This window comes from Pseudomonas putida (assembly GCF_026625125.1).
In the GTDB taxonomy this organism is placed as follows: Bacteria; Pseudomonadota; Gammaproteobacteria; order Pseudomonadales; family Pseudomonadaceae; genus Aquipseudomonas; species Aquipseudomonas putida_X.
In genome coordinates this window covers 3,499,338-3,525,794 of record NZ_CP113097.1, presented here as the reverse complement: position 1 = coordinate 3,525,794, position 26,457 = coordinate 3,499,338, and the positions used below count along the sequence as shown (strand labels likewise).

General features: G+C 63.6%; 21 protein-coding genes and 2 pseudogenes. 13 read left to right on the top strand and 10 right to left on the bottom strand.

The annotated features are described in order from the left end of the window. The first annotated feature begins 47 nt into the window (after positions 1–47). A complete protein-coding gene (locus tag OSW16_RS16120) occupies positions 48–563 on the top strand; it encodes a ProQ/FinO family protein (RefSeq protein WP_267816752.1) in 516 nt (171 codons plus the stop codon). A gap of 108 nt (positions 564–671) precedes the next feature. Here the strand turns inward: OSW16_RS16120 and OSW16_RS16115 are convergent, their stop codons facing one another. The 3 genes from OSW16_RS16115 to putA all read right to left on the bottom strand — a co-directional run bounded on the left by OSW16_RS16115 (position 672) and on the right by putA (position 6,436). Further along, entirely contained in the window at positions 672–1,574 is a 903-nt protein-coding gene (locus OSW16_RS16115) for a LysR family transcriptional regulator (protein ID WP_267816750.1), read from the bottom strand. Positions 1,575–1,639: 65 nt separating this feature from the next. Then, positions 1,640–2,431, bottom strand: a complete 792-nt coding sequence (gene proC, locus OSW16_RS16110; protein WP_267816748.1) for a pyrroline-5-carboxylate reductase — start codon at positions 2,429–2,431, stop codon at positions 1,640–1,642. 69 nt (positions 2,432–2,500) lie between these two features. Next, a complete protein-coding gene (gene putA, locus OSW16_RS16105) occupies positions 2,501–6,436 on the bottom strand; it encodes a trifunctional transcriptional regulator/proline dehydrogenase/L-glutamate gamma-semialdehyde dehydrogenase (RefSeq protein WP_267816745.1) in 3,936 nt (1,311 codons plus the stop codon). A 333-nt stretch (positions 6,437–6,769) separates the two neighbouring features. Between putA and OSW16_RS16100 the strand changes: the two genes are divergently transcribed. The 9 genes and pseudogenes from OSW16_RS16100 to OSW16_RS27140 form a co-directional block, all read left to right on the top strand. Continuing rightward, positions 6,770–8,089: an MFS transporter gene (locus OSW16_RS16100; protein WP_267816743.1), complete on the top strand. Its 1,320-nt coding sequence runs from the start codon at positions 6,770–6,772 to the stop codon at positions 8,087–8,089. 138 nt (positions 8,090–8,227) lie between these two features. Continuing rightward, positions 8,228–9,517, top strand: a complete 1,290-nt coding sequence (locus OSW16_RS16095) for an OprD family porin (RefSeq protein ID WP_418942013.1) — start codon at positions 8,228–8,230, stop codon at positions 9,515–9,517. Between the two features lie 192 nt (positions 9,518–9,709). Next, a complete protein-coding gene (locus OSW16_RS16090; RefSeq protein WP_267816741.1) occupies positions 9,710–10,828 on the top strand; it encodes an ABC transporter substrate-binding protein in 1,119 nt (372 codons plus the stop codon). 63 nt (positions 10,829–10,891) lie between these two features. Further along, positions 10,892–11,785 (top strand): branched-chain amino acid ABC transporter permease, encoded by an 894-nt coding sequence (locus tag OSW16_RS16085; RefSeq protein ID WP_267816739.1) that lies wholly within the window; start codon positions 10,892–10,894, stop codon positions 11,783–11,785. Next, entirely contained in the window at positions 11,778–12,644 is an 867-nt protein-coding gene (locus tag OSW16_RS16080) for a branched-chain amino acid ABC transporter permease (protein ID WP_267816737.1), read from the top strand. The genes OSW16_RS16085 and OSW16_RS16080 overlap by 8 nt, the downstream gene beginning before the upstream one ends. Next, entirely contained in the window at positions 12,641–13,441 is an 801-nt protein-coding gene (locus tag OSW16_RS16075) for an ABC transporter ATP-binding protein (RefSeq protein WP_267816735.1), read from the top strand. The genes OSW16_RS16080 and OSW16_RS16075 overlap by 4 nt, the downstream gene beginning before the upstream one ends. Beyond that, positions 13,438–14,157 (top strand): ABC transporter ATP-binding protein, encoded by a 720-nt coding sequence (locus OSW16_RS16070; RefSeq protein WP_267816733.1) that lies wholly within the window; start codon positions 13,438–13,440, stop codon positions 14,155–14,157. Before OSW16_RS16075 ends, OSW16_RS16070 begins: the two co-directional genes overlap by 4 nt. A gap of 101 nt (positions 14,158–14,258) precedes the next feature. Further along, positions 14,259–15,233, top strand: a pseudogene (locus OSW16_RS27145) (cache domain-containing protein); the annotation flags it as partial. A 390-nt stretch (positions 15,234–15,623) separates the two neighbouring features. Further along, positions 15,624–16,145 (top strand): annotated as a pseudogene (locus tag OSW16_RS27140) (methyl-accepting chemotaxis protein); the annotation flags it as partial. A 116-nt stretch (positions 16,146–16,261) separates the two neighbouring features. Here the strand turns inward: OSW16_RS27140 and OSW16_RS16060 are convergent. From OSW16_RS16060 to lpxO, 4 genes are all read right to left on the bottom strand, one after another. Continuing rightward, positions 16,262–17,965, bottom strand: coding sequence for an amidase (locus OSW16_RS16060; protein ID WP_267816729.1), 1,704 nt, complete (start codon positions 17,963–17,965; stop codon positions 16,262–16,264). A gap of 167 nt (positions 17,966–18,132) precedes the next feature. Next, positions 18,133–18,972, bottom strand: a complete 840-nt coding sequence (yghU, locus tag OSW16_RS16055; protein ID WP_267816727.1) for a glutathione-dependent disulfide-bond oxidoreductase — start codon at positions 18,970–18,972, stop codon at positions 18,133–18,135. 85 nt (positions 18,973–19,057) lie between these two features. Beyond that, positions 19,058–19,627 carry a GNAT family N-acetyltransferase gene (locus tag OSW16_RS16050; RefSeq protein WP_267816725.1) on the bottom strand — a complete coding sequence of 190 codons (570 nt, stop codon included), beginning with the start codon at positions 19,625–19,627 and terminating at the stop codon, positions 19,058–19,060. A gap of 23 nt (positions 19,628–19,650) precedes the next feature. After that, complete coding sequence (gene lpxO / locus OSW16_RS16045; protein WP_267816723.1) at positions 19,651–20,550, bottom strand: lipid A hydroxylase LpxO; 900 nt, start codon at positions 20,548–20,550, stop codon at positions 19,651–19,653. A gap of 169 nt (positions 20,551–20,719) precedes the next feature. Between lpxO and thpR the strand changes: the two genes are divergently transcribed. After that, a complete protein-coding gene (gene thpR / locus OSW16_RS16040; protein WP_267816721.1) occupies positions 20,720–21,265 on the top strand; it encodes an RNA 2',3'-cyclic phosphodiesterase in 546 nt (181 codons plus the stop codon). Between the two features lie 70 nt (positions 21,266–21,335). Here the strand turns inward: thpR and OSW16_RS16035 are convergent, their stop codons facing one another. Continuing rightward, the gene (locus OSW16_RS16035; protein ID WP_267816720.1) at positions 21,336–22,241 is read right to left on the bottom strand and encodes an AraC family transcriptional regulator; all 906 of its coding nucleotides are present in this window, start codon (positions 22,239–22,241) and stop codon (positions 21,336–21,338) included. Positions 22,242–22,422: 181 nt separating this feature from the next. On the opposite strand from OSW16_RS16035, the gene calA reads away from it, so the two are divergent. After that, positions 22,423–23,475: a vanillin reductase gene (gene calA, locus OSW16_RS16030; protein ID WP_267816719.1), complete on the top strand. Its 1,053-nt coding sequence runs from the start codon at positions 22,423–22,425 to the stop codon at positions 23,473–23,475. Positions 23,476–23,687: 212 nt separating this feature from the next. After that, positions 23,688–24,887: a sugar transporter gene (locus tag OSW16_RS16025; RefSeq protein WP_267816717.1), complete on the top strand. Its 1,200-nt coding sequence runs from the start codon at positions 23,688–23,690 to the stop codon at positions 24,885–24,887. A gap of 62 nt (positions 24,888–24,949) precedes the next feature. On the opposite strand, the gene OSW16_RS16020 is transcribed toward OSW16_RS16025, so the two are convergent. Both OSW16_RS16020 and OSW16_RS16015 read right to left on the bottom strand, forming a co-directional pair. Continuing rightward, positions 24,950–25,534 carry a LysE family translocator gene (locus OSW16_RS16020; protein ID WP_267816715.1) on the bottom strand — a complete coding sequence of 195 codons (585 nt, stop codon included), beginning with the start codon at positions 25,532–25,534 and terminating at the stop codon, positions 24,950–24,952. Positions 25,535–25,584: 50 nt separating this feature from the next. Beyond that, entirely contained in the window at positions 25,585–26,415 is an 831-nt protein-coding gene (locus OSW16_RS16015) for an AraC family transcriptional regulator (protein ID WP_267816713.1), read from the bottom strand. Between the last annotated feature and the right edge of the window lie 42 nt (positions 26,416–26,457).

The following is a 26,457-nucleotide window of genomic DNA, read 5'->3' as shown; positions in this document are numbered from 1 at the left end:
GCATATCCTTGCGTAACGCAATCAACCTCGAAGCAGTGAATTGAACGATGGGTTTTGAACAACTAGCTGAGCTACGTGACCGCCTCAGGTCGGAAAAAGAGCAGGTAAAAGGCGAGGGTGGTAAACACCCCAAGCGCAAGGCTTCCCCCCAGGCGAAGCCTCGCGACCTGGACCCTGCAGTGCAGGCGATCTGGCCATTGCAGAAGCATTTTCCATTGGCCTTCCCTGTCAATCCGGCGCCCAAGGTGCCGCTCAAGGAGGGTATTTTCAAGGATGCCGAGCAGCACCTGGAACTGCTCGGCCTGACCCGCGAACAACTCAAGCTGGGCATTTCTACCTGGTGCCGCGGAGCGCGGTACTGGACAGCCATGGTGGAGAATGCACCGCGCCTTGACTTGAATGGTCAACCCGCTGGCACCGTGACCGCCGCTCAGGCGCTGCATGCCAAGCAACAGGCTTCGCGGCAACGCAGCCAGGGCCGACGCAACCGTGCGAAGGCCGCAGCGAGTGTCCCGGCCGCAACCGCCGATGGCACCGCGCAGCAGATTACCGACGTGAAGTGATTTGTGGCGCTGCCAGCTCTCTCGATGCCCGCGCAGTTCTTGAGGCATGCGCGGTAACGGTAGGAGCTGGCTTGCCGGCGATGGGCCGCGAAGCGGCCCTGGATCGCTTTACTTCGGTGCCTGAGGGTTGACGAACACATACTCGAGTTCATCAGCGAGTAGCCTGGCTTCTCGCGTGAGCAATTCCTGGTTTCGATAAACCAGCGAGATATTGAGCGCGGGCACTTGCTCCTCAAGGTTCAGTATTTCCAGCCCCTGGTCGGTGCGGTTGACGTAGTCGAGCATGCGAAGCGGCCAATAGCTGATCACATCAGTCGCGCGTGCCAGTTCGCAGAAGATGATCCCGGCGGAGCATTCGAGGATGTTTTCAGGCGGTGCGAGCTGATATTGCTCGAACATCAAACCGATCTGTGAACTTTCCAGCGGCTCCTGCAACAGCCACCGTTGTTCGCGTAGCTGCTCCAGGCAGCGCACCTTGCGCAGCGGGTGGCCTTTGCGCACCGCCAGCGCCGTGGGTTGATTGTAGAGCTCGGTCCATTGAAACCCATCGCCGTATCGGCTTGCCGGCTGGCAGGACAATGCCAGGTCCACTTGCCCTTCCCGCAGGCTCTCCATCAGTTTTGAGGGCCGCATCTCGTGAATGCGTAGGCGCACGTGTGGGTAGCGCTCGCTGTACTGATTTATGGCTGTGATCACCTGCGCCCTGGGAGTCGCCGGCGACAGGCCGATCGATACCCGGCCATGGGTTTGGCCCTTGAGCGCCGCGATCTCTTCACGGGCGCGGCTGGCCTCTTCAAGCATCAGGCGCGCCCTGCGCACCAGGCGTTCGCCATATTCGGTGGTGGTGATGCCACGGTTGGAGCGTACCAACAGTGGCACCCCGAGGGACGTCTCAAGTTCCTTGATGGTGCGGGAGAGCGCGGGCTGGGAAAGGTGCAGCAAGCGCGCAGTTTCCTGAAAGCTGCCGCTCTCGCAGATGGTAACCAATACTTTCAGTTGATGGAGCTTCATAGGCTATGCACATCGGCTAAGTGGGGCAGCGGTGGCGTCCTGCCGGCCGCCCGCTGCCCAGGCTTTCAAGATTCGCGCGAGAGCGCTTGTGAACGGGAATGTGCCGCCTGCACGGCGGCGTCGACCAGCCGACGCAAGCCCTCATTGTGTTCAAACGAGGCTATCGCCGCCGCCGTGGTGCCGTTGGGCGAGGTGACTGCGGTGCGCAACGCTACAAAGTCTGCGCCTGGCTGGGTTTGCAGCGTCGCGGCACCCAGCGCTGTCTGCGCTGCCAGGGTCTTCGCCAGTTCTGGGCTCAGGCCCAGCGCTACACCTGCGGCGGCGAGTGCTTCGCTGAACAGGTGGTAGTAGGCCGGGCCGCTGCCGGACAACGCCGTCACGGCATCCAGAAGGCCCTCGTGTTCGACCCAACTGGCGCTGCCGACCGCTTCGAATAGCCGAGTCACCCGCGCGCGCAGGGTTGCATCCAGGTCAGGGGGGGCGAACAGGCCGGTGCAGCCAGCGTTGACCAGCACCGGCGTGTTGGGCATTGCGCGGACCACCGGGCAGCTGTGAGCCAGTGCCAGGCTGAGCTTGTCGTGGGGCACACCCGCGGCGACAGAAATCACCACCGCGTGCTCGCGCACTGCGTGGGGTAGGGCGGCCAGTGCCTCGCACGCGTAGTTCGGCTTGACCGCCACCACGATGATGTCAAACGGTCGTGCAGGCAGGGCCTGGGCGTCGCTGTAGAGGGTGGCTTGGCTGGCTGTTTGCAGATAGGGGTCAACGGCGCTGACCTGGCTGACCAGGCCGGCCTTGAGCCAGGCTTGGCCAATGGCGCTGCCCATGCGACCGTAGCCCAGGAAAAGTGCGTTCATGGTTGTTCCTCGTGGTAGTGCGAAGGCGCGCAGCGCAAGGGTGCGTTGCGCGGGTTCCGATCGTGGGGCCTAGCAGATGGTCATGAGATTGGCGTTACCACCGGCCGCTGCGGTATTGACACTAAGGGCATGCTCGATCAGCAGACGCTCCAGCGGAATGTCGGTGTCTGCCCGGCCCAGGCCGTGCACGCCGATGATGGCGCCGCGGCGCCGGGCAGACAGCTGGCTGACGTGGCGCAACTGATCGCTATCGCCGTGGTGCAGGATCGCGTCGAAATGGGTGTCCGGGTCGGTCCAGTCGCTGATGCTGTCGATACGCGCCTGCACCGATGCTGGCAGTTCCGCGCGAAGGGCCTGATGGCTATCCAGCCACAGCACGCGGCTGCCGACCGCGAGGCTGGCGGCGAGTTGGGCCAGCAGGTCCAGGCGGTTTTCGGCCAGGTTCAACACCACCTCGCGCGGCAGCAGGGTGTAGCTGTTGCGCTCACCGGTGGGGCCGGCGAGCAGGTGAGTGGTGTAGCTTTGCGACTGCGCCAGATAGCGGGCGAACAGGGTGGCGATCTCCGGTTCTTTCTGCTCGGCCCAAGCGGCAAATGCCTTGCGCGCATTTTCCAGGTCTGTGGGGGCTGCAACCGCATGCCCATCGCCGTCAGCCAGGGCCTGCGCCACGGCATCGTGCGGGCGGGTGGCGAGCAGGCGATACAGGTACAGCGGGCCACCCGCCTTCGGGCCGGTGCCCGAAAGGCCTTCACCGCCGAACGGCTGAACGCCGACCACGGCCCCGACGATGTTGCGGTTGACGTAGAGGTTGCCGACGCGGGCGGTATCGACCACCTGGGCGATGGTCTCGTCGATGCGGGTATGCACGCCCAGGGTCAGCCCGTAACCACTGGCGTTGATCTGCTCCAAGAGCTGGTTGAGCTGGCTGCGCTCGTAGCGCACCACATGCAGCACCGGGCCGAAGATTTCCCGTTCCAGTTCGCTGAGGCTGTCCAGTTCGATCAGGGTCGGCAGCACGAACGTGCCCCGTTGCAGCAACTGGCCGTCGGCCCGGGCAGCCTGGAAGACGGTACGGCCTTTACGGCGCATGTGCTCGATGTGGTTGACGATGTTGTCGCGCGCTTCGCGGTCGATCACCGGGCCTATGTCGGTGTCCAGGCGCTCTGGCGAGCCGACGCGGTATTCGGCCATCGCGCCACGCAGCATCTGGCACACGTGGTCGGCCACGTCTGCCTGGACGCACAGCACCCGCAGCGCTGAACAGCGCTGGCCGGCGCTATCGAACGCAGAGCTGATGACATCCGCGACCACCTGTTCGGCCAGTGCCGAGGAATCGACGATCATGGCGTTCATGCCGCCTGTTTCAGCGATCAGCGGCAGCGTCTGGCCTTGGCCATCCAGGCGGCCGGCAAGGTTGCGGCTAAGGATCCCGGCGACCTCGGTGGAGCCGGTGAACATTACCCCCCTGATTCTGCTGTCACCGACCAGGCCCGCGCCAACGGTCTCCCCCCGGCCTGGCAGCAGTTGCACGACACTGGTCGGCACGCCGGCTTCATGGAGGATGCGCACGGCCTGGGCGGCGATCAGCGGCGTCTGCTCGGCAGGTTTGGCCAGCACGGTGTTGCCAGCGGCCAGGGCGGCTGCGACTTGGCCACTGAATATCGCCAGCGGGAAGTTCCAGGGGCTGATGCACACCACAGGGCCCAGTGGGCGATGGCTGTCGTTGCTGAAGCTGCCAGCCTGGGCGCCGTAGTAGCGCAGGAAATCGACCGCTTCGCGGACTTCGGCGATCGCATTGCTGAAGGTCTTGCCAGATTCGCGTACCAGCAGCCCCATCAGTTGCTGCATCTCGCTTTCCATGAGGTCGGCGGCGCGCTCCAGAATGGCCGCGCGCTCGGCGGGCAGGGTCGACTGCCAGATCGGGCCGCTGGCCTGGGCGCACAGGATGGCATTTTGCACATCGCTTTCGTTGGCTTCGTACACCTGACCGATGAGGTCGCGATGATCCGCCGGGTTGCGTACGGCGGTGACGGTGCGGGGGCGGCTGCAATCGCTGCTTGAGGTTGGCCCGGCAGTGTAGGGTTGGTTGGCGCTGGCCAACAGCGCCGAGGCCAGTGAGCCGAGCCGGTGCTCATTGGACAAGTCAAGGCCGCCAGAGTTGAGGCGGGTGGTGCCATACAGGTTGCGCGGGAGCGGGATGCGCGGGTGCGGCAGGCCCAGTGCGCCTTCCTGGCCGGCCATCTTCTCCACCTGCAGCACTGGGTCTTCGACCAGCTCATCGAGGGTGATGGTGCGGTCCGCGATACGGTTGACGAACGAGGTGTTGGCGCCGTTCTCCAGCAGGCGGCGCACCAGGTAGGCCAGCAAGGTTTCGTGGCTGCCGACCGGTGCATAGATGCGGCACGGGCGGTTCAGCTTGCCTTCCGAGACTTTACCGACAACCTGCTCGTACAGTGGCTCGCCCATGCCATGCAGGCACTGGAATTCGTATTGGCCCGGGTAGTAGTTCTGCCCGGCAATATGGTAGATGGCCGCCAGTGAGTGAGCATTGTGGGTGGCGAACTGTGGGTAGATGGCTTGCGGTACCGACAGCAGCTTACGGGCGCAGGCAATGTAGGACAGGTCGGTGTAAACCTTGCGGGTGTAGACCGGGTAGCCTTCCAGGCCGTCGATCTGGGCGCGCTTGATCTCGCTGTCCCAATAGGCGCCCTTGACCAGGCGGATCATCAGGCGATGGCGGCTGCGCTTGGCCAGGTCGATGACGTAGTCGATCACGTATGGACAGCGCTTCTGGTAGGCCTGGATGACGAAGCCGATACCGTTCCAGCCGGCCAGCGCTGGCTCGAAGCACAGGCGCTCGAGCAGGTCGAGCGACAGCTCCAGGCGGTCGGCCTCTTCAGCGTCGATGTTCAGGCCGATGTCATACTGCTTGGCCAGTAGGGTCAGCGAGCGCAGGCGCGGGTACAACTCTTCCATCACCCGCTCGTATTGAGCGCGGCTGTAGCGTGGGTGCAGTGCCGAGAGCTTGATCGAGATGCCGGGGCCTTCATAGATGCCACGGCCGTGCGAGGCCTTGCCGATGGAATGGATCGCCTGTTCGTAGGCGGCAAGGTAGTTCTGCGCGTCGTGCTCGGTCAGTGCGGCTTCACCGAGCATGTCGTAGGAGTAGCGGAAGCCTTTTGCTTCGCGACGTGCCGCATTGGCCAAGGCCTCGCCGATGGTTTCACCGGTAACGAACTGCTCGCCCATCAGGCGCATGGACATGTCCACACCCTTGCGAATCAGCGGTTCGCCACTCTTGCTGATGATGCGGTTGAGTGAGGATGACAGGCCCGCCTCATTGTGGGTCGACACCAGTTTGCCGGTGATCAGCAGGCCCCACGAGGCGGCGTTGACGAACATCGACGGGCTCTGCCCCAGGTGCTGGCTCCAATTGCCATTGGCGATCTTGTCGCGGATCAAGGCGTCACGGGTGCCTTTGTCGGGGATGCGCAGCAGAGCCTCGGCCAGGCACATCAACGCCACCCCTTCCTGCGACGACAGCGAGAACTCTTGAAGCAGGCCTTGCACAAGCCCCTGACGGCCGCCGGCGCTTTTCTGGTTACGCAGCTTCTGGGCGATGCTGTAAGCCAACTGGTGAGACGCTTGCGCCATTTCTACCGGCTGGCGAGCCTGCTCGAGCAGCATCGGTACGGCGTCCGCTTCCGGGCGCCGGTAGGCTGCGGTGATGGCAGCTCGAAGCACCGATTGCGGAAGGACGCTTTCGGCGAAGTCGAGAAATACCTGCAAGGCACCCTCATCCAAGTGTTCTACCTGTTCTTCGCCTGCAGCTGCGGCCAGGCCAGCCTGCCGAGCGGGCGTCATACCGCCTTCGATCTGCTCCAGGTAGTTGAAGATGGCCTGCTTGATCATCCAATGCGGGGTCTGGGCGATGTGTTGTGCAGCCTGTTTGAGTCGCTCGCGAGTGGCGTCGTCAAGCTTCACGCCAAGTGTGGTGGTTGCCATGTTGTTATTACCGGGTGGGGAGTTGGCTAAGCGGAACGGTGCGCAGAGTAAACCCGGAATCAACAAAGGTGCAACCTAGTGCAACCTAATACTTCCAATCAACTTTGTTGGATGTTTGTTCAATAAAAATAGTTATGTACTAGACCAAGGCAGCAAACGTTTGGCATCTCCATGGCGCGCACTGCAATGGTGCATTTCGGCGTCATTCACCCTTTTTGTTATACCTATAGAAAAATGTGTGGTTGCACCTTGTGCCCGATGAAATCTAGGATCGGTGCTACCCAGTGATACTTGGGTCGTTGTGGCCCAACCCAAAAAAATAAGGCATAACACATGAGCAATTCCCTCGCCGAGGCGCAATCGGCCAAGACTCGTCGCCGCGCATTGGTCGCCAGCCTCACAGGCAGTTCGATCGAGTGGTTCGACTACTTTCTTTACGGAACAGCCGCCGCGCTGGTTTTTAACAAACTGTTCTTTCCCAACTTCGATCCGGTGGTCGGGCTGTTACTGGCTTACTTGTCGTTTTCCCTGACGTTCTTTATTCGGCCTATTGGCGGCGTACTGTTTGCACACATCGGCGACCGCATCGGGCGCAAGAAAACGCTGGTCATCACGTTGTCGCTGATGGGGGGCGCAACCGTGTTGATCGGCTGCCTGCCGACTTATGAACATATCGGCGTCTGGGCTCCGATCCTGTTGATCCTGCTGCGGGTGATCCAGGGCCTTGGCATTGGTGGCGAGTGGGGTGGGGCGCTGTTGCTGGCCTATGAATACGCACCGGCCAGCCGCAAGGGCTTGTTCGGCAGCGTGCCGCAAGTGGGCGTGACCCTAGGCATGCTGCTCGCCACCATGGCCGTGAGCCTGATGGCGATGCTGCCCGAGGAAGACTTCCTGTCCTGGGGCTGGCGTGTGCCCTTTGTGCTGAGCGCCGGCCTGGTGTTTCTCGGTCTGTGGATCCGCCACGGCCTCGACGAAACCCCGGACTTCAAAGAAGCCAAGGCCAGCGGTAATGTTTCGAAAATGCCCGTCGTAGAGACGCTGCGCAATCACTGGCGTGAAGTGCTGATCGCCGCGGGCCTTAAAGTGGTCGAGACGGCGCCGTTCTATATCTTCTCGACCTTCGTGGTCAGCTATGCGGTAAACAACCTCGGCTACCAGAAGGTCTCAGCGTTGAACGCCGTGATGATCGGTGCTCTGGTGGCCTCGCTGCTGATCCCGGTCATGGGCTGGCTGTCTGACCGCATCGGCCGCAAGCGCGTGTACATCGGCGGCATCCTGGCCATCGCGTTGTACATCGTGCCGTATTTCATGCTGCTCGATACTCGCACCCAATGGGGCATCACCCTCGCCACCGTCATCGGCTTCGGCGTGCTGTGGGCGCCGGTCACCGCCGTGCTCGGCACCTTGTCTTCGGAAATATTCTCCACCCGCGTGCGCTACACCGGCATCACCCTGGGCTACCAGCTGGGCGCTGCGCTGGCGGGCGGCACGGCACCGCTGATCGCAACCTGGCTGTTGGCCGAGTACAAGGGCGACTGGCAGCCGGTGGCCCTGTACATGCTGGCAACCGTAGCTATCTCGCTGGTTGCCATCCTGTCCGTAGGTAAACGTCGCAAAGACGACGAAATTCAAGGCGGCGCTCGCGCGGCCTGAATGCAATGACCGGAGCCTTCGCGCTCCGGGTTCTATCTGTCGCCACTCCGTATTCGTGCCCCGGGCCTGCCTTGCCATGGCAGCCCCGCGGGGGCGTGCGTCCTAAAAAAAGCAACGTACAAGGGAGAGTCGCTTCACATGCAGAGAAAACTATTGAATATGGCCATTCTTGCGGCCATGGGGAGTTGCGGCGGGCAGGCGCTTGCCGCAGGGTTCATCGAAGACAGCACGGCAAAGCTGGAGCTACGCAACTTCTATTTCAACCACGATTTCCGGGACACCGATACCCAGACCCAGGACGAGTGGGGCCAAGCCTTCCTGCTCAACGTGCAATCCGGTTTCACCCAGGGCGTGGTCGGCTTCGGGGTAGATGCCACCTACACCTTGGGCGTGAAGCTGGATGCATCCGGTGCGCGGTCCATTTTCCCGGCCGACAGCGACGGCGAGGCGGTGGACAACTTCAGCCGCGGTGGCCTGACCGGCAAGATGCGCCTTTCCAAGACCGAGGCCCGCTACGGCATCCTCACGCCGAAGCTGCCTATCCTCTGGTCGAACGACGGCCGCATGCTGCCGCAGTTGTTCGAAGGCGGGCAGATCACCAGCAACGAGATCGATAACCTGACGCTCACTGGCGGCCAGATCGAGCATGTCGTGGGCCGTATGTCGAGCAACTTCACCGGCATGTCTATCGCCGGTGGCAGCCAGCAAAGCAACCATCTGCGGTTCGCCGGGGGCGACTACAAAGGCATCAAGGACCTGACCCTGCAGTATTACTTCGCCAACCTCGAAGACTATTACGATCAGCACTTCATCGGTGCGCTGCACAGCCTGGCACTGGGCCCTGGCGTGCTCAAGACCGACCTGCGCTACTTCCGCACCACCTCTGATGGCAAGAATGCCGACCGTGCGGCAGGCTACCTGGCATCGACCAACGGCAGTGGCAACGATGGCGAACTGGACAACTCGACCTGGAGCGCCAAGTTCACCTACGCCCTGAGCGGCCATGCCCTGACGCTGGGGTACCAGCAGGTGTCGGACGACAGCGTCTTCACCCAGTTGAACCAGGGCGGCCTGGCCAATGAGGGCGCAGGCGGCACCAGCACGTATGTGATCACCGACAGCCTGGTGCAGAACTTCACCTATGCGGGTGAGCGCACCATCCTGGGCGGCTACGCCTATGACTTCGCCGCGCTCGGCGTGCCAGGCTTGAACGCCAGCGTCACCTGGCTCAAGGGCGACCAGATCAAGACTGCCGTTGGTTCCGATCGTGAAGAGTGGGAGCGCGACATCGTGCTGAGCTATGTGGTGCAGGGCGGGCCATTGAAAGGCGTGGGCGTTGCCTGGCGCAACGGCGTACTGCGCAGCGACGTACTGGGCGATATCGACCACAACCGCCTGACCGTCAGTTACACCCTGCCTATCTGGTAAGGGCTTCGAAGCGATGCCATGAATTTTCCTCCTTCCGCAACCCTCGGGAGGACCGGAGCGGTGCGTCCGTGATTTGCCACGAGCGACTCAGGGAGCATCGGTGCTTGAGCTGTTTTGCCCCGCTGGCGCAAGGGGGCTGCATGACGCAGTGAGCGACGGCGACGCCGTCACGATCATTCCAAGGAGACAGTTATGCCTTTCAAGTTCCGCTCCATGCTTATCTCGACTTCGATGTTTTTTACCCTGGCCACGGCCGCCCCGTTCACGTCAGCCGCTGAGGCTGTGCAGATGGGCGCTGTGCTCTCCCTGACGGGCGCCAACGCCACCGTTGGCGAAGACGTGCGCCGCGCCGTGAAGCTGGCTGAAGACAAGGTCAACGCCGACGGTGGTGTGCTCGGCAAGCCATTCCACGTCATCGTCGAAGATTCCGGCGGCAACCCCACCACCGCCATCAACGCCGCACGCAAGCTGGTCAGCGTCGACAAGGTGCCGGTAGTGATCGGCGAATATTCCTCGGGTATCAGCATCCCGATGGGCCAGTATCTGGTGAAAGAGGGTGTGGTGCATATCAACATCGCCAGCACCAGTGTGAAGATCCGCGACCTGGGCAGCAGCTCGTTCAACCTGATCGGCCTGGAAGACAAGGGCAACAAATTTTCGTCCCAGGATGCCTGGGACCTGGGCTTTCGTAACGTCGCCGTTCTGGCACCGAACAATGCCTATGGCCAAGGCGTAGCCCACGGTTTCCGCGCTGAGTTCGAAAAGCTCGGCGGCAAGATCGTCAACGAGACGCTCTACACCGCCGGCCAGTCAACCTACCGCCGCGAACTGCAACAGATTGCCCGCAGCAAACCGGACGCATACATCTACACCGCCTACGGGCAGGAGTCTGCGGTCATCAACCGCGAGGCACTGGAACTGGGGCTACGTGAACAGCCGTGGTACGCGATCCTGTTGTCCATGAGCCTGTCGGACACCCCGGCCAACATCGCCCAAGGCCAGCTGGGGATGGAGGTCGGGTCGTTCGTCGGCCCGACCGGCAAGGCCTACGCCGATGCCTTTGCCGCCAAATACAAGGAAGGCATGAAAACCTCCTACACCGGCTATGCCTACGACGCCGTGCTGATGGCGGCCAAGGCGATCGAAAAGGCCGGCAGCACCGAGCCGGCCGCAGTACAGGCTGCCCTCAAGGAGGTGGGCAAGGGCTATGACGGCGTGACTGGCACAGTCGCCTTCGACGACGGCCGCCAGCGGCTCGACCCGCCCTACGCCAAGCTCAAGTATGACGGCGGCAAAGTCGTCCCTCGATAAGTACGCGATACCCCCGCCCGGCTCGCCGGGCGGGCTTGAGCCTGCTCTTGCGGAGTGTTTTCCATGTTGCAGTTCCTGATCGATACCTTGCTGCGGGCAACCGACCTGGCGCTGATCGCCTTCGGCCTCAGCCTGGTGTATGGCCTAGTCAAGTTTCCCAATATTGCCCACGTCCAGTACGCGATGCTGGGTGCCTACCTCACCTATGGCCTTGGCGCCGCTGGCGCGGCCTTGCCGTTGGCCTTGCTGCTCGCCGCACTGCTGGTCGGTGCCCTGACCCTGGCGCTGCAGCGCCTGGTGTTCCAGCGTCTGCTCCAAAGTGGCCCGGCCATCGCGATGATCGGCTCGCTGGCCATTGCCATGCTGCTGGTCGCTGCGCTGCAGGGCAGCGCGGGTACTTTTCCAAGGATGTTCGAGCTACCCCTGACGGCGCCGATCCTGTTGGGCGATGCGCGCATCACCCACACCCAACTGTACTTCTTCGCCACCACCCTCGTTCTGCTGGCGGTGTTCACCATGGCACTGTTTCACACCCGCTTGGGGCGTGCCATGCGCGCGCTGGCCGGCAACCCGGCACTGGCCAACGCCAGTGGCCTGCACGCTGCCCGCATAACCCTGATGGTGACCTTCGCCAGTGGTGCCATCGCCGGGCTGGGCGGCGGCCTGCTGGCACTGTCCACCGGTGCCCACATAAACCTGGGGCATGACCTGCTCCTGCCAGTATTCGCGGCGGCCATCCTCGGTGGCCTTGGCAACCCCATGGGGGCGGTCGCCGGCGCCTTGTTGATCGCCTTCACCGAAACCCTGGTCACCAACCTGAACGTCGGCTGGCTGGTGGGCCGAGAGATGGCTTTCCTGCCGGTGTCCTACATCAGCGGCGCTGCGTTCCTGATCCTGCTGCTGGCTTTGCTGTTCAAGCCCTACGGCCTGTTCGACCGGGAGGTGCGCCGTGTTTGATTTCCTGGTTTCCGCGCTTACCTTCGCCAGCCTTTATGGCCTGATGGCACTGGGGCTCAACCTGCAGGCCGGCTATGGCGGCCTGCTCAATTTCGGCCACATCGCCTTCGCCGGCCTGGGCGCCTACGCCACCGGCATCGCGGTCCAGGCGGGTTATTCGCCATGGCTCGGCATGGCCGTTGGTGTTCTTCTGGCCATGGGGTTGGGCGGGTGCGTGGCCCGCCTGGGGCGCAAGCTTGCTTCGGACTATTGGGGTATCGCCACCCTGGCAATCGCCGAAATCCTGCGCGTGGTGGCGACCAACGAGGGCTGGCTTACCGGTGGTGCGCAAGGCATCGGTGCGATCCCTACGCTGTTCGACGGTGTGGGCTTTCTGGTGATGATGCTGGCGCTGCTGGGTATCGCCACGCTGCTCTGCCAGCGCCTTGCCGATGGCCGCTTCGGGCGTGCGCTGCGGCTGATGCGCGAAGAACCGCAACTGGCCGCCTGCATGGGGTACGACCTGACCTCACTGAAGTCGCGGGCGATCATGGCCAGCGCTGCGCTCACCGCTGTCGCCGGTTCGCTGTACGCCCATTTCATGAGTTATGTCGGCCCTGACTACCTGCTCGCCTCCGAGACGTTCCTGCTCTGGACCATGTTGATGATCGGTGGCCTGGGCAACCTGCGCGGCGTATTGCTGGGGGTGTTCCTGGTCCAGGCCGCCTATAGCCTGGTGCCGTTCGCCAAGGATCACCTGGGTTTTGACTCCGACCTTGCCGGCGCCCTGCGCCTGGGCCTGATCGGCGCGATCCTGCTGGCTTGCCTGATGTGGCGCAGTGAAGGTCTGATCCCCGAAAAAGTAAGGAAGATCGCATGAGTGCTTCGCGCCAATACCTGCTCAACGTGCAGTCGGTAGCCAAGGCCTTTGGCGGCAACCAGGTGCTGCGTGACGTCAGCTTCAACGTGCAGCGCGGCGAAATCGTCGGCCTGCTCGGGCCCAACGGCTCCGGTAAAAGCACCTTGCTCAATTGCATCACGGGTTTTGAAGCGGTCGATGGCGGCGCCATTGCGCTGGGGGCACGGCGTATCGAGCGGCTGCAGGCCCATCGTATTGTCCGCCACGGCATTGCCCGGACATTTCAGCTGCCTTCCATGCCCACCAAGATGTCGGTAATCGAGGTGGCGATGGCTGCCAGCACTCGCCAGCACGGTGTGCTCGCCACCTTGCTCGGCCTTCCGGCGCTGCGCCGGGCCGAGGAGCAGGCGCGGGCCAAGGCCGAGCGGCTGATCGATGAGTTGCTGCTCAGCCCTGTGCGCGACCTGCCGGCTGCGGCGCTGTCGGGCGGGCAGAAGAAACTGCTGGGCATTGTCTGCGCCTTGATGGGCGAGCCTGAACTGGTGCTGCTCGACGAGCCTACCGCCGGGGTGCACCCCAACCTGCGCCGTGACCTGGTGGAGGCGCTCAAACGCCTCAATGCCCAAGGCATGACGCTGGTGATCGTCGAGCATGACATGCACTTCATCCGCGATGTCTGCAGCCGCTGCGTAGTCCTGGACCGCGGCGAGATCGTCGCTAGCTGCAGGCCCGACAAACTGGCCTCCAACGCGCGGGTGATCCAGGCCTATCTGGGTGGCCGTCACAGCCCGCAAGCCCTCGAGGAGAACGCGCCATGATCGAAGTGAAGGACGTCGTCGCCGGCTACACCGCCGAGGTGGACATCCTGCGCGGCATGACATTGCATGCCGAACAGAAGGAAATCGTTACCTTGCTGGGCCCCAATGGTTGCGGCAAGAGCACCTTGCTCAAAACCATTGCCGGTTACCTGCTGCCGCGCAAGGGGCAGATCCTGCTGCAGGGGCAGGACGTGTCGCGGGTACCCGTGCATCAGAAGATCCGCCGTTGCCGGGTTGGCTTCGTGCCGCAGACCGACAACGTCTTCGCCAGCCTGAGCATCCGCGAAAATCTCCATGTGGGCGGGCACTATCAGCGGCCCCAGGACAACCAGCGACGTATCGATGAACTGTGCACGGCCTACCCGATCCTGGCCAAGAAGTTCAACGCACCCGCGGCATCCATGTCCGGTGGTGAGCGGCAGATCCTCGCCCTGGCCCGGGCCCTGATGCCCAGGCCTAGCCTGCTGCTGCTCGATGAACCTTCGGCAGGCCTGTCGCCCAAAGTGCTGCTGGAAGTGTTCGAAGCCATCCAGCAGGTCCGCGATCAGGAAGGCGTGACCATCCTGATGGTGGAGCAGAACGCGATGGAGGCGCTGCGCATCTCCGACCGTGCCTACGTGCTGTCGATGGGCAGTGTAGCGTTGACCGGCAATGCTCGGGAGCTGATGCACGACCCGCAAGTCAGCGAACTGTACCTGGGAGGGCGGGTCGCCTGAGACGCTGCCAGCATTCGCGTCCTCGCGCTCCTGGGGCCGCAAATGGCGTAGAGCGTGTTTGGCCGCGCAGGGTTGGCTGCGCGGCCCTTTTTAGAGCCTTGATGATGAAATTCAGCCACAAGATTCTGTTGGCCGCGGCCTTGGTCGTGGTCAGCGCCTTCGCATCGTTCACCCTGTACAACTACATCTGGCAAAAGCGCCTGCTTGCTCGGGAGCTGCAAAGCCAGCTGCGCGAGGTTGGCGCCCTGGCCGCCGACAGCGTTCACAACTGGCTGGGCGGGCGAGTACTGCTGGTGGAAAGCCTGGCACAACGCCTGGCCGACGATACCAGCGAGGCGGCCGTCGAGCAGGCATTCGGCCAGGATGTGCTGAAAAACACCTTCAATATGGTGTATCTGGCGCGCGCCGATGGCAGTTTCAGCATTCGCCCGCAGCAGGATATGCCCGCCGGGTACGATGCTCGCCAGCGCGACTGGTACCAGCGTGTGCAGGCGCGCAATGACAGCGTGCTCACCGAGCCCTATGTCAATGCCGCTACCCAGGAGATGATCATGGCTGCCGCTGCCCCGGTAGCGCGTGCCGGTGCGTTGCTTGGCGCGGTGGGCGCGGGTATGCCGATCGATACCCTGGTCCAGATCATCGGCAGCGTCGACCTGCAAGGCAAAGGCTACGCCTACCTGGTCAATGGCGCCGGGAAAATCCTGGTGCATCCCCAGACGGACCTGATCAACCGGCGTCTCGACGAACTGGACCGGGGGCACACCCTGAAAGTCAGTCGTGATCTGCAAGAGCACGAGGTCGATGGCCAGGTTCGCATCGATACCTTCGTCCCGGTACCGGGGCTGCCGGGTGCCGACTGGTACGTCGGGCTTTCGGTGGATCGTGACCTGGCTTACCAGCAATTGCGCGACTTCAGCGGTTCGGCGTTGATCGCCATGCTGGTGTCAGTGCTGTTGGTCATGCTCGCCCTCGGTGCACTGTTGCGTATGCTGCTAAAGCCGCTGCTGCGTATGAACGTCGCCATGCAGGACATCGCCAACGGTGAGGGCGACCTTACCCAGCGCCTGCCTGCCACCGGCCGAGATGAACTGGCCCAACTGGCCAAGTCGTTCAACCTTTTCGTCGAGCGCATGCAGCGCACCATCGGCCTGGTCGCCAGTGGCAGTGTCGGCGTCGATGAAGGTGCGCGCAGTGTGGTCCAGGCCAGCCAGGCTACCCTGCGCCAGTCCAGCGAACTGCTACAGCGCAGCGACACGGTTGCCGCTGCCATCGAGCAATTGGGTGCTGCCGCCCAGGAAATCGCCGGCAATGCCGCGAATGTTTCGGTACAGAGTGCTGCGGCGCGCAACCAGGCCGAGCAGGGCCAGCGTATTCTCAGCGATGGCTCCACGGCACTGGATGCGCTCGCCGCCCAGGTTGAAACCGCCCGCGCGAGCATGGAGCAATTGGGTGACCAGACTGAAGCCATCGGCCGTATCCTTGAAGTGATTCACAGCATCGCCCAACAGACCAATTTGCTGGCACTCAACGCAGCCATTGAAGCTGCGCGAGCAGGGGAGTCTGGCCGAGGTTTTGCGGTGGTAGCGGACGAGGTGCGCCAACTGGCGCATCGCAGCCAAGGGTCGGCCAAGGAGATCCACGCCATGATCGAATCGCTGCAGGTCGGCGCCCAAGCGTCGATTGCCTCGATGGTTGCCAGCCATCGCCACGCTGAACGCAGTGTTCACGTCATCGCTCAGGCCTGCGAAGGTATCGACGCAGTGATAGGGCGTTTGGCTGATATCGATGACATGAATCAGTCCGTCGCAGCAGCCACGGATCAGCAACGTGCGGTGGTCGAGTCAATCAGTCGGGAAGTGGGCGAAATCGTCACGCTCAATCAGCATGTGCAGGCGGGCCAAGAGCAGACCCTGGGGGTGTGTGAAAGGTTGGACGGGCGTTCGGGGGAGCTGCGCAGATTGGTGGCGAGCTTCTGTATCGAGAAGTAGTCCGGCGACTCGCGTGGCCATTTAGAGGGGCTTGGCGTTTGCGGTGCGCCGCGAACCGAGCGCCGAAGCGGCGCTCGATCCAAGGGTGGATAAGCAAATGGCCTTTCAGGCCATCCTCACCCCAGAGCCGGTGTACGCGGCGGCACCATGCGGCGTGAGCCGGTCGCCTCAAAGGCCGCGGCAAAACTCAGCAGTGCATTGTCGCTGTAGGCACGCCCGGCGAATGTCAGCCCCACCGGCATGCCGATGTCAGCCATCACGCCCATTGGCACGGTGACGGTCGGCACGCCCAGATGGCGAATGGCGAGGTTGCCGTTGGCCACCCAGATACCGTTGCTCCAGGCGATGTCCGCCGAGGCTGGGTTCACGTCGGCGTCGGCCGGGCCAACATCGGCTACGGTGGGGAACAGCACCGCATCGAGGCCTTGAGCGTCCATCCAGTCTTCCAGGTCCAGTTTGCGCGTCTTTTCCAGGCCGCGCAGCCCGTCTGGCAGGGTTTCGATCTGGTCCCAGCCCTTCAAGCCGCGTTTGGCCATGTTGACGTACTCGTCCATGCCGGCGGCCAGGTCGTCTTCACGGTTGGGCAGGGTGCCTGGGTCGTGGGGGAAAATCAGCGGGCCGTCGACATCGGCCAGGCGGTTGAGCTTGGGGTCGTTATTGGCGCGCAGGAAATCGTCGAAGCCCCAGCCGGACAGTTCCCACAGCTCGTCATGCAGGAACGCCTTGCTGACGATGCCGCGGTTGTACACGGTCGGTGCGCCGGGGCGATCGCCCTCGCAGTTGGAGACCAGCGGGAAATCCACCTCGACCACTTCCGCGCCCGCTGCTTCCAAGGCCTGGCGCGCCTGTTGCCACAGCTCGATGACCGTGGCACGGGTGTTGATGCGCTGGCCGGTCGGGCCACCGATGCCAGGTTTTTCGGACGAGCCGGCCTCGGGGTCGGCATTGATGTACATGCGCGGTACGCCGAAACGCTTGCCCTTGAGCGCGCTGGCGTCAACCGCCAGGTCCAGGTAGGACGCCGGGCGGACCGAAGAGGCCGCCGGGATTGGCACCCAAGGCTGCAGGCGCCAGAGGTCGCCGCGCTTGTCGGCATCGTCGGCAACCACCACATCGAGCACTTCCAGCAGGTCGGCCATGGTGCGGGCGAAAGGCACTACCACGTCCATGGTCGGTGTCAGCGGCCAGTTGCCGCGCACCGAAATGACCCCGCGCGAAGGGGTGTAGGCGCACAGGCCGTTGTTGGAGGCCGGGCCACGGCCACTGGACCAGGTTTCCTCGGCCAGGCCGAAGGCGCTGAAGCTGGCAGCGGTGGCGGTGCCGGCGCCGTTGGATGAGCCGGAGGCGAACGGTGCGGTCAGGTAGTTGGCGTTGTATGGGCTTTCGGCACGGCCATAGACGCCGCGCTGCATGCCACCGTTGGCCATGGGCGGCATGTTGGTCTTGCCCAGGCAGATGGCGCCGCCGGCGCGCAGGCGCTCGACGGTGAACGCGTCGCGCTGGGCTACCAGGTCCTTGAACGCCGGGCTGCCGGATGCCGCGGTCAGGCCCTTGACCAGGTAGCTGTCCTTGGCGGTGTAAGGGATGCCGTCGAGCGGGCCGAGCAGTTCGCCGCGGGCGCGGCGCGCGTCGGACGCCTCGGCCTCCTTGATCGCCTCGGGGTTGCGTACGACCACAGCGTTCAGCGCAGTGGGGGTATCGGCTCCATCGTAGGCGTCGATGCGCGCCAGGTAGGCCTTGACCAGCTCGACCGCCGTCGTGCGGCCCTGTTCGAGCGCATCGCGCAGCTCGGCAATGGAAACCTCGGTTACCTCGATCATGCTTTCACCAAAATGTGTGCAGGTGGGGGCTTTTGCGAGGAGTGTACAAGAAGGGCTGGGCGGAAGCAGGTTTGCGCGAGGGCAAATGGATTTTTGCAGCGGGGCATTGTCGGGCACTGCGGTGGCCGGCCTGCCCGGCGAAGGGCCGCCTGGCGGCCCTCACGCGTTTAATCCAGGTCCGCTGCCGAATGGCGTTCGGGCACCTGGCTGGCTTCGTCCCCCCAAGTGCGGTTGACCCGGGTGCCTCGCTGCACGGCCGGGCGCTGCGCGATTTCCTCGGCCCAGCGTTGCACCTGCGGGTATTCATGCACGGCAAGGAACTCTGCTGCGTCATACAGGTTGCCGCGCACCAATTGGCCATACCACGGCCATACGGCGATATCGGCGATGCTGTACTCGTCGCCACCCAGGTAGCGGCTTTGCGCGAGGCGCCGTTCGAGCACATCCAGCTGGCGCTTGGCTTCCATGGTGAAGCGGTTGATGGCGTATTCGAACTTTTCCGGGGCATACACGTAGAAGTGACCAAAGCCCCCACCCAGATAAGGCGCCGAACCCATCTGCCAGAACAGCCAGTTCAGGGTTTCGGTACGCGCGGCCGCACCGCTGGGCAGGAAGGCCGCGAATTTCTCGGCCAGGTAGAGCAGGATCGAGCCCGATTCGAATACCCGCACCGCGGGCTCGACGCTGCGGTCGAGCAGGGCGGGGATCTTCGAGTTGGGGTTGACCTCAACGAACCCACTGGAGAACTGGTCACCTTCGCCAATGCGGATCAACCAGGCGTCATACTCGGCGCCGCTATGGCCCAGAGCCAGCAACTCCTCAAGAAGGATGGTGACCTTCACACCGTTTGGGGTGGCCAGCGAGTACAGCTGTAGCGGATGCTTGCCCACAGGTAACGCCTTGTCGTGGGTAGGGCCGGCGATGGGGCGGTTGATGCTGGCGAACTGGCCGCCGGAGGCAGCGTCGCTACGCCAGACCTTGGGTGGAACGTAGGGGGGATTGTTCATGCGGGGCTCCTTGAGTGGCGCAAACGGTCACATACAGGCGTTGACCTGCATCTATGCCACGGGTTCGCAGAAAAGTGCAACGCACCTAGCGCCCACGCCGCCGCGACACGCGCGCCTCGATGTTCTTGCGGCCAATCAGCAGCGGCAGTTTTTCCACTACCGGCTCGTCGGCCAGCCATTTGTACATCACCAGGCAATCCACCAGGCCCAGGCGGGCATGGCGGTAAGCCTTGGGCAAGCGGCCGACGGTCTCGAAGCCCAATTTGTGCCACAGCGCCACGGCCACTTCATTGCTGGCCACCACCGAGTTGAACTGCAGCGCCAGGAAGCCTTCCTGGCGCGCCAGTTTCTGTGAATGCTCGCACATCAGCCTGGCCACGCCACGGCCACGGGCGGCTTCGTCAACCATGTAGCCGCAGTTGCCGACATGGGCGCCGGGGCCAGCGGCATTGGCCTTGAGGTAGTACGACCCCAGCAACACACCGTCCTGCTCGGCCACCAGCGTGCGCAAGGGCAGCTCCAACCATAGCTGGCGCGCCTGTTCGAAGCTCAGGGCGGGGTCGTAGGCGTAGGTTTCGCGGGCCTGGACAACGGCCTGGAAGGTGGGCCAGAAACGCTCGAAATCCTCGGGCGTCATGGGGCGGATGTGGATCATGGCGGCAAAGGCTCCCGGCCCATTCAGATATAGATGAACACCAGAACCAAGGCCGCCACCACCAGCCACTTCTCCAGGTAGTAGCGCATGCGGTTGCGTTTTTTCAGTGCCTTGCCCCGTTCGCGGATCTTGTAGATCCGGGTGAACAGGCGGTTGATGCCGCCAGTCTTGTCATTGGCATTGTTCGGCGCTGCCGCGGCAGCCATGACATTGCGGCTGAACCAGCGGTTGAACGCCGTCGCCCAGCGGTATTTCAGCGGGCGCTCGATGTCGCAGAACAGAATGATCCGGTTGTGCTCGGTGGTGTTGGCGGCGTAGTGGATGTAGGTCTCGTCGAACACCACGGCTTCGCCGTCACGCCATGAGTACTTCTCGCCATCCACATCGATGTAGCAGCCATCGTCGTTCGGCGTGTCCAGGCCCAGGTGGTAGCGGTACGAGCCGGCATACGGGTCGCGGTGGCGCACCAGCTTGGCGCCCGGCGGCAAGGTCGCGAACATGGCTGCCTTGACCGAGCCGATGCCTTGCAGCAACTCGGTGGTGCGTGGGCACAGGTTCATCGCAGACGGGTGGCTTTCGCCGTACCATTTCAGGTAGAAGCGCTTCCAGCCGGTCTTGAAGAAGGAATTGAAGCCAACGTCGTCGTAATTGTCGGACTTCTTGATCTCGCCAACATGCAGCAACTGCTGGGCCTCCTGGCGGATTTCCTGCCAGTGATCCTTCAGTGGCTGCAGCTCGGGGAAGGCCTCGACCGGCAGGTAGGGTTTGGCCGGGTGCCTGGAGAACAGGTAAAGGAAGCTGTTGACCGGGGCCAGGAAACTGGAGTGGTCACCCAACTGGCGGGTGAGCTTGTGGCGTACCCGACCGCGCAGATGAACATAGGCGATCGAGAGGGCGAAGATGAGTACGAGTGCAATTTTCATGGACGATTACTTGTCGAAAAATGGCCATGCGCCATGGCATAAGCCCGCCAGCATAAACAATCATGGGGGGAGTTTGTACAGATAGTTTGCACCGTGGTGGGCGAGATTTGCGGCCGACCAAGGTGCAATGGCCGCAGTATGCGCAAACGTTTAACGTAAAGGAGCCCGCATGGTTCAGGACCCGCGCCTCACTGGCGCCCCCTTCAAACGGCTGTTTTTCGCCCTGCCGGTCACCGATGCCCAGCAGCGTGCGATCGCCCAGTGGCGGCGTGGCCTCCAGCTGCGTAGTGGCAAACCGGTGCCGAGTACCAACTTCCACCTGACCTTGATGTTTCTAGGCGATGTGGATGCCGTGCAGGTGCCGGCGATTTGCGCGGCGGTGGACAACCTGGCGCGTCCCGATGCCCCCCTGCGCCTGCTGCTCGATCAGCTCAAGGTCTGGCCCCGGGCAAACGTGCTGGTACTCGAGCCGCAGCAGCCCCCGGCGGCGCTGCGCCAATTTGTCTATGGGCTGCAGCAGGCACTGCTGCCCATGGGCTTTGCCGAGCAGGCCCGTGAATACCGGCCACACCTGACCCTGTCACGGGACTTTCGCGGCCAGGTGCCCGAGGCCAGCGTGGCCCCCGACTTTTTCATCGCAGCCCGGCACTTCACGCTCTACGAATCGCGCAAAGGCCAGTACCTGCCGCTGGCGCAGTGGCCGTTGACGCCCTGAGGCGGGTTCTGCTTGATCTGCCGCCATGCTTGCACGGCAACCACGACGGGGGGCTCGTGGCTGCCTGCCGTCATACAGGCAAACTCTGATAGGCCTGCTCATCCCCCGGGCTACGGGCAAACTGGCGTTTGTACTCGCGGCTGAACTGCGAGGTGCTCTGGTAGCCCACGCGATGCGCTGCCTGCGCCACACCCAGCCCTTCGCCGATCAGCATCTGTTGCGCCTTGAGCAGCCGCAGGCGCTTGAGGTATTGCATCGGCGCCATGTCGGTGCAGCGCTTGAAGTGCTCGTGGAAGGTCGACACGCTCATGTTCGCCCGTGCAGCCAACGCTTCCACGCTCAGCGGCTCGGTGTAGTGTTCACGCAGGTGAGCAAGGGCGGCGCCGATGCGCGCGAAGTGCCCCTGCTGTTCGACCAGCGCCCGCAACACCCCGGCCTGCGGCCCGCGCAGTGCGGTGTACAGAACCTCGCGCACCCGCGCCGGGCCGAGCACCTTGGCATCTGTCGGATCCTGCAGGCAGCGTAACAGCCGCTCGACGCACTCGCGCATGGGCGCATCCAGCGCTGCCGAGGTCATCGATTGCGGCGTCTGCGCCTGCACTGCAGGGTCAGGCGCCAGCGCCATGCTTTGTACCAGTTCACCCAGCACGCCGCGGTCGATGTCCACTGCAACGCCCAGTAACGGCGCTTCGGCGGTGGCGAAGGTTTCGCACATGAACGGCACCGACAGCGCCTGCACGAGGTAATGCCCGGCGCCATACTCCAGCGTGCGCGGGCCAAGGCGCGCCAGCTTGCTGCCCTGGGCCAGGATCATCAGGCTGGGTTCATAGATCTGCGGGCTGCTGGCCACGTAATGGTCCCAGCTCAACACCTGGACTTGTGGCAGATGAGTGGGCACGAAGCCTGGGCGTGTGGCCAGGCTGCGGATCAGGGCGCACAGCGGGGCGTTGGCGTCGACGTGGCGGGTCAGTTGCATGATGGACCATGGGCAGAGGATCAGACACTTGCATCATCTCAGATCCAAGGCTCGGCGCCAGGGGGCTCAGGCCAGGTTCGGAGAATCAGGCATTCACCTCGGAGGATTTGCTGTGGGCGGGCAGGGCGAGGACGGGGAAAATATACCGCCTGAATCGTTTCACTGTCACCTGAGGTCTTGTATGTACACTGCTATCGGTTACGCCGCGCAAACCCCGACCAGCCCCCTGGCGCCCATGACCTTCGAGCGTCGCAGCCCGCGCCCGGACGATGTCGCCATCGAGATTCTCTACTGTGGCGTCTGCCACTCCGACATCCATCAGGCCCGCAACGAGTGGGGCATTGCCGTGTACCCGCTGATGCCCGGCCACGAGATCATCGGCCGCGTCACGGCGGTGGGCGAGAAGGTATCGGCGCACAAGGTCGGTGACCTGGTCGGCGTCGGCTGCATGGTCGACTCCTGCCGCCACTGTGAGGCTTGCGCCAAGGACCTGGAGCAATACTGCCTGGAAGGCCCGACCATGACCTACGCCACCCCGGACCGGGTCGATGGCAGCAATACCATGGGGGGTTACTCCAGCAGCATCGTGGTCAGCGAACACTTCGTGGTGCGCATCCCGGCTGGCATGGACCTGCCCAGCGCGGCGCCGATTCTGTGCGCCGGTATCACCACCTACTCGCCGCTCAAGCACCATGGCGTCGGCCCTGGCCACAAGGTCGGCATTCTTGGCATGGGTGGCCTGGGGCACATGGGCATCAAGCTGGCCAAGGCGTTGGGCGCTGAAGTGACCCTGTTCACCCGCTCGCAGGCCAAGGCTGATGAAGCCCGTCGCCAAGGCGCCGACCATGTGATCGTCTCCACCGATGCCGAGCAGATGCGCGCCGCTGCCGGGCGCTTCGACTTCCTGCTCGATACCATCCCGGTGCAGCACGACTTGAACCCGTACCTGGAGACGCTGAAGTTCGACGGCGTGCATATCCTGGTGGGCCTGATCGAGCCGATCGACCCGGCGCTGCACGCGGCCAACCTGGTGATGAAGCGCCGGGTGCTGGCAGGCTCGCTGATTGGCGGTATCGCCGAGACCCAGGAAGTACTGGATTTCTGTGCCAAGCACGATATCCGCTGCGATATCGAGATGCTGGATATCCGTAATATCAACCAGGCTTATGAGCGCATGATCGCCGGTGATGTGAAGTACCGTTTCGTGATCGACATGGCGACGCTGCAGGGCTGATCCTTCCCAGCCACGCGTTGCCCCCAGACCCTCCGGGCGATCGGGTCTGGGGGCGGCGCCCATTCCCCTGTGCGCGCCTGGTTGTGAGGTGCGCTGTTGACGCGTACCATGCCGGCATTCCCTCCAATAACAAACCCGTGCCTCAGCGCGGCCGATACTTGGCCCCTGACGCGCGTCTTTTCGCCTTGCCTGCGGAGAATAGAATTCGCCCCATGAACGGACCCATCCCCACCAACCTGCCGCCAACCGCCGGCGGCGGCAGCTGGCTGAGTGTGATCGCCCTGGCCCTTGCAGCTTTCATCTTCAACACCACTGAGTTCGTCCCGGTAGCGCTGCTCAGCGACATCGGCCGCAGTTTCGACATGAGCACCGCTCAGGTCGGCCTGATGCTGACTATCTATGCCTGGGTGGTGGCCTTGGCCTCGCTGCCCATGATGCTGCTCACGCGCAATATCGAGCGTCGGCGCCTGCTGTTGTGCGTGTTCGTGGTGTTCGTGGTCTGCCACCTGCTGTCGTGGCTGTCGCAAAGTTTTGCGGTACTGCTGCTGAGCCGCATCGGCATCGCCCTGGCCCATGCCGTGTTCTGGTCCATCACCGCCTCGCTGGCCGTGCGTGTGGCGCCGCCAGGCCAGCAGGCCAAGGCGTTGGGCTTGCTGGCTACCGGTACGACCCTGGCAATGGTCCTGGGCATCCCGCTGGGGCGCGTGGTGGGTGAGGCGCTGGGCTGGCGGGTGACCTTCCTCAGCATCGCCGGGGTGGCGCTGGCCACCATGCTTTGCCTGGTGAAATCGCTGCCGCTTTTGCCCAGCCAGAACTCCGGCTCGCTGCGCAGCTTGCCGATCCTGTTCAAACGCCCGGCGCTGGTGATCACGTATGTGCTGGTGACCCTGGTGATCACCGCGCAATTCACGGCGTACAGCTACATCGAGCCGTTCGCCCTGCAGGTGGCGCAGATCAGTGGTGAGCGCATCACCTTGTTGCTGCTGCTGTTCGGCGGGGCGGGGGTGTTTGGCTCGGTGCTGTTCAGCCGCTACAGCGAGCGCTTTCCGCATGGCCTGCTGGTAGGCTCGATCGGCTTGCTGGCAGCGTGCCTGCTGCTGCTGTTGCCTTTGGCAGGCAACTTCTATCTGTTTGCCGGGCTGAGCATGTTCTGGGGCGTCGCGATCCTCAGCTTCAGCCTGTCGCTGCAGTCCAAGACGCTGAAGCTGGCGTCCGATGCCACTGACGTGGCGATGGCGTTGTTTTCGGGCATCTATAACATCGGCATTGGCGGCGGGGCGCTGCTGGGCAGTATTGTCAGCAGCCAGATGGGGGTGGCCTCCATCGGGTGGGCCGGCGGCACTGTGGCGGTGGCCGGGTTGCTGCTGGCCTTGGCCAGCACCCGACGCTTTCGCGAGGCCCTGCGTCAGTGATTGACGGTGCCAGCCCTGTCGTCGGCTTGCTGCCGACAGGGCCGCTACAAACCACCTTCGGCTCAGCCAAGCAGCGCGGCCCAGGCCGACACCAGCAACATGCCCGCCAACCCTCGGTTGAACCACAGCAACCGCTCCGGCGTCTGCAACCAGCGTGCACTTCCGACCCCCAACAGTGCCCAGGCCGTCATGCACGGCAGGGCAATCACGAGAAACACCAGTGCCAATTGCCACACCGGCAGTGACGGCGCGGCGAACACCCCGATCACCGCCACTGCCATCAGCCACACTTTCGGGTTGACCACTTGCAGCGACGCGGCACTGAGGGCGCCGAAAGGCTTGGCTGCACTGACATCCAAGGGCTGCCCCGCGCTGCGTAAAATGCGCCACGCCAGCCAGCTCAACCACAGTACGCCGGCCCAGCTCATCACCTGCTGGGCCAGCGGGTGACGCATCAGAAACTCACCAAGGCCCAGGCCGACCAGCAATACGACCGCTGCCGCCGCACTGCAACCCGCCAGGATCGGCGCCACACTCGCGCGCAGGCCCTGCCGTGCGCCATGGCCTAGGATCAGCAGGTTGGTCGGCCCTGGGCTGATGCTGGCGACCAGGGCGAAGAGCATGAACGGCAACAACGAATGCGACATGGTGAACGGCTCCTATTGAACAGGGCACCATGCTGGCCGATTGCTGCGTGTCAGTCTGGAAGGTTTGAGCAGCGGCGCCGGTAGTCCGCGGGGGTGAGCCGGTAGGCACGGCGGAACCAGCGCCCCAGGTGGCTCTGGTCAGCGAAGCCCAGGGCCATGGCCACTTCGGTCGGGGTCCGGCCTTGGGCAAGCAGACGTCGGGCGCGCGCCAGGCGCAGCTGGATCAGATAGGCGTGCGGCGCCAGGCCAAATGCAGCCTTGAAGGCACGGGTCAGACGGAAGCGGTCTACGCCGCAGGCCAGTGCCAGGTCGTCGAGGCCGATGTCCTGATCGAGGTGTGCATGCAGGTAGTCGCGTGCCCGCTGGGCGGTCAGCGGCAGGCGCGGATCGGGGTTCAGGCGTTTGCGCCAGTGCAGGTGGCCGGTAAGGCAACTGAGCAGGTCATCGGTGGCGGTTTGCCGCACGATGCGCAGCTCCCCGCCATGCACCGCCTGAAAGGCGAGGGTGGTGGCGCGGGCAAGCTGGCGATCATCGCACAGCGTATCGGCGAAGCTTGGCAGGCTGTCACTGGGCGCTTGCTCGAACAGCACGCGCAGCTCCGCCTCCAGCCAGGTCGGCTCCAGGTACAGGGTCGAATAGGTAAAACCTTCTGCCGTTGGCGCATCGCCGTCGTGAATGTCGCCTGGCTCGAGCAGGAACACCTGCCCGGGTGTGCTGTGATGGCGTGTACGCCGGCAGTGGAACTGCTGCACACCCTGCTCGGTGACGCCGACCAGAAAGCTCTCATGCCAGTGCGGGTCGTAGGCGTGGCCAACGAAATGCGCACGCACCGACTCGATGCCGGTGTCGGCGTCTTGCTTGAGGTCGATCCAGTCTGGCATGGCGGCAAGGCTGCAGAAGGTAGGGCAGTTCACCTTAATGCA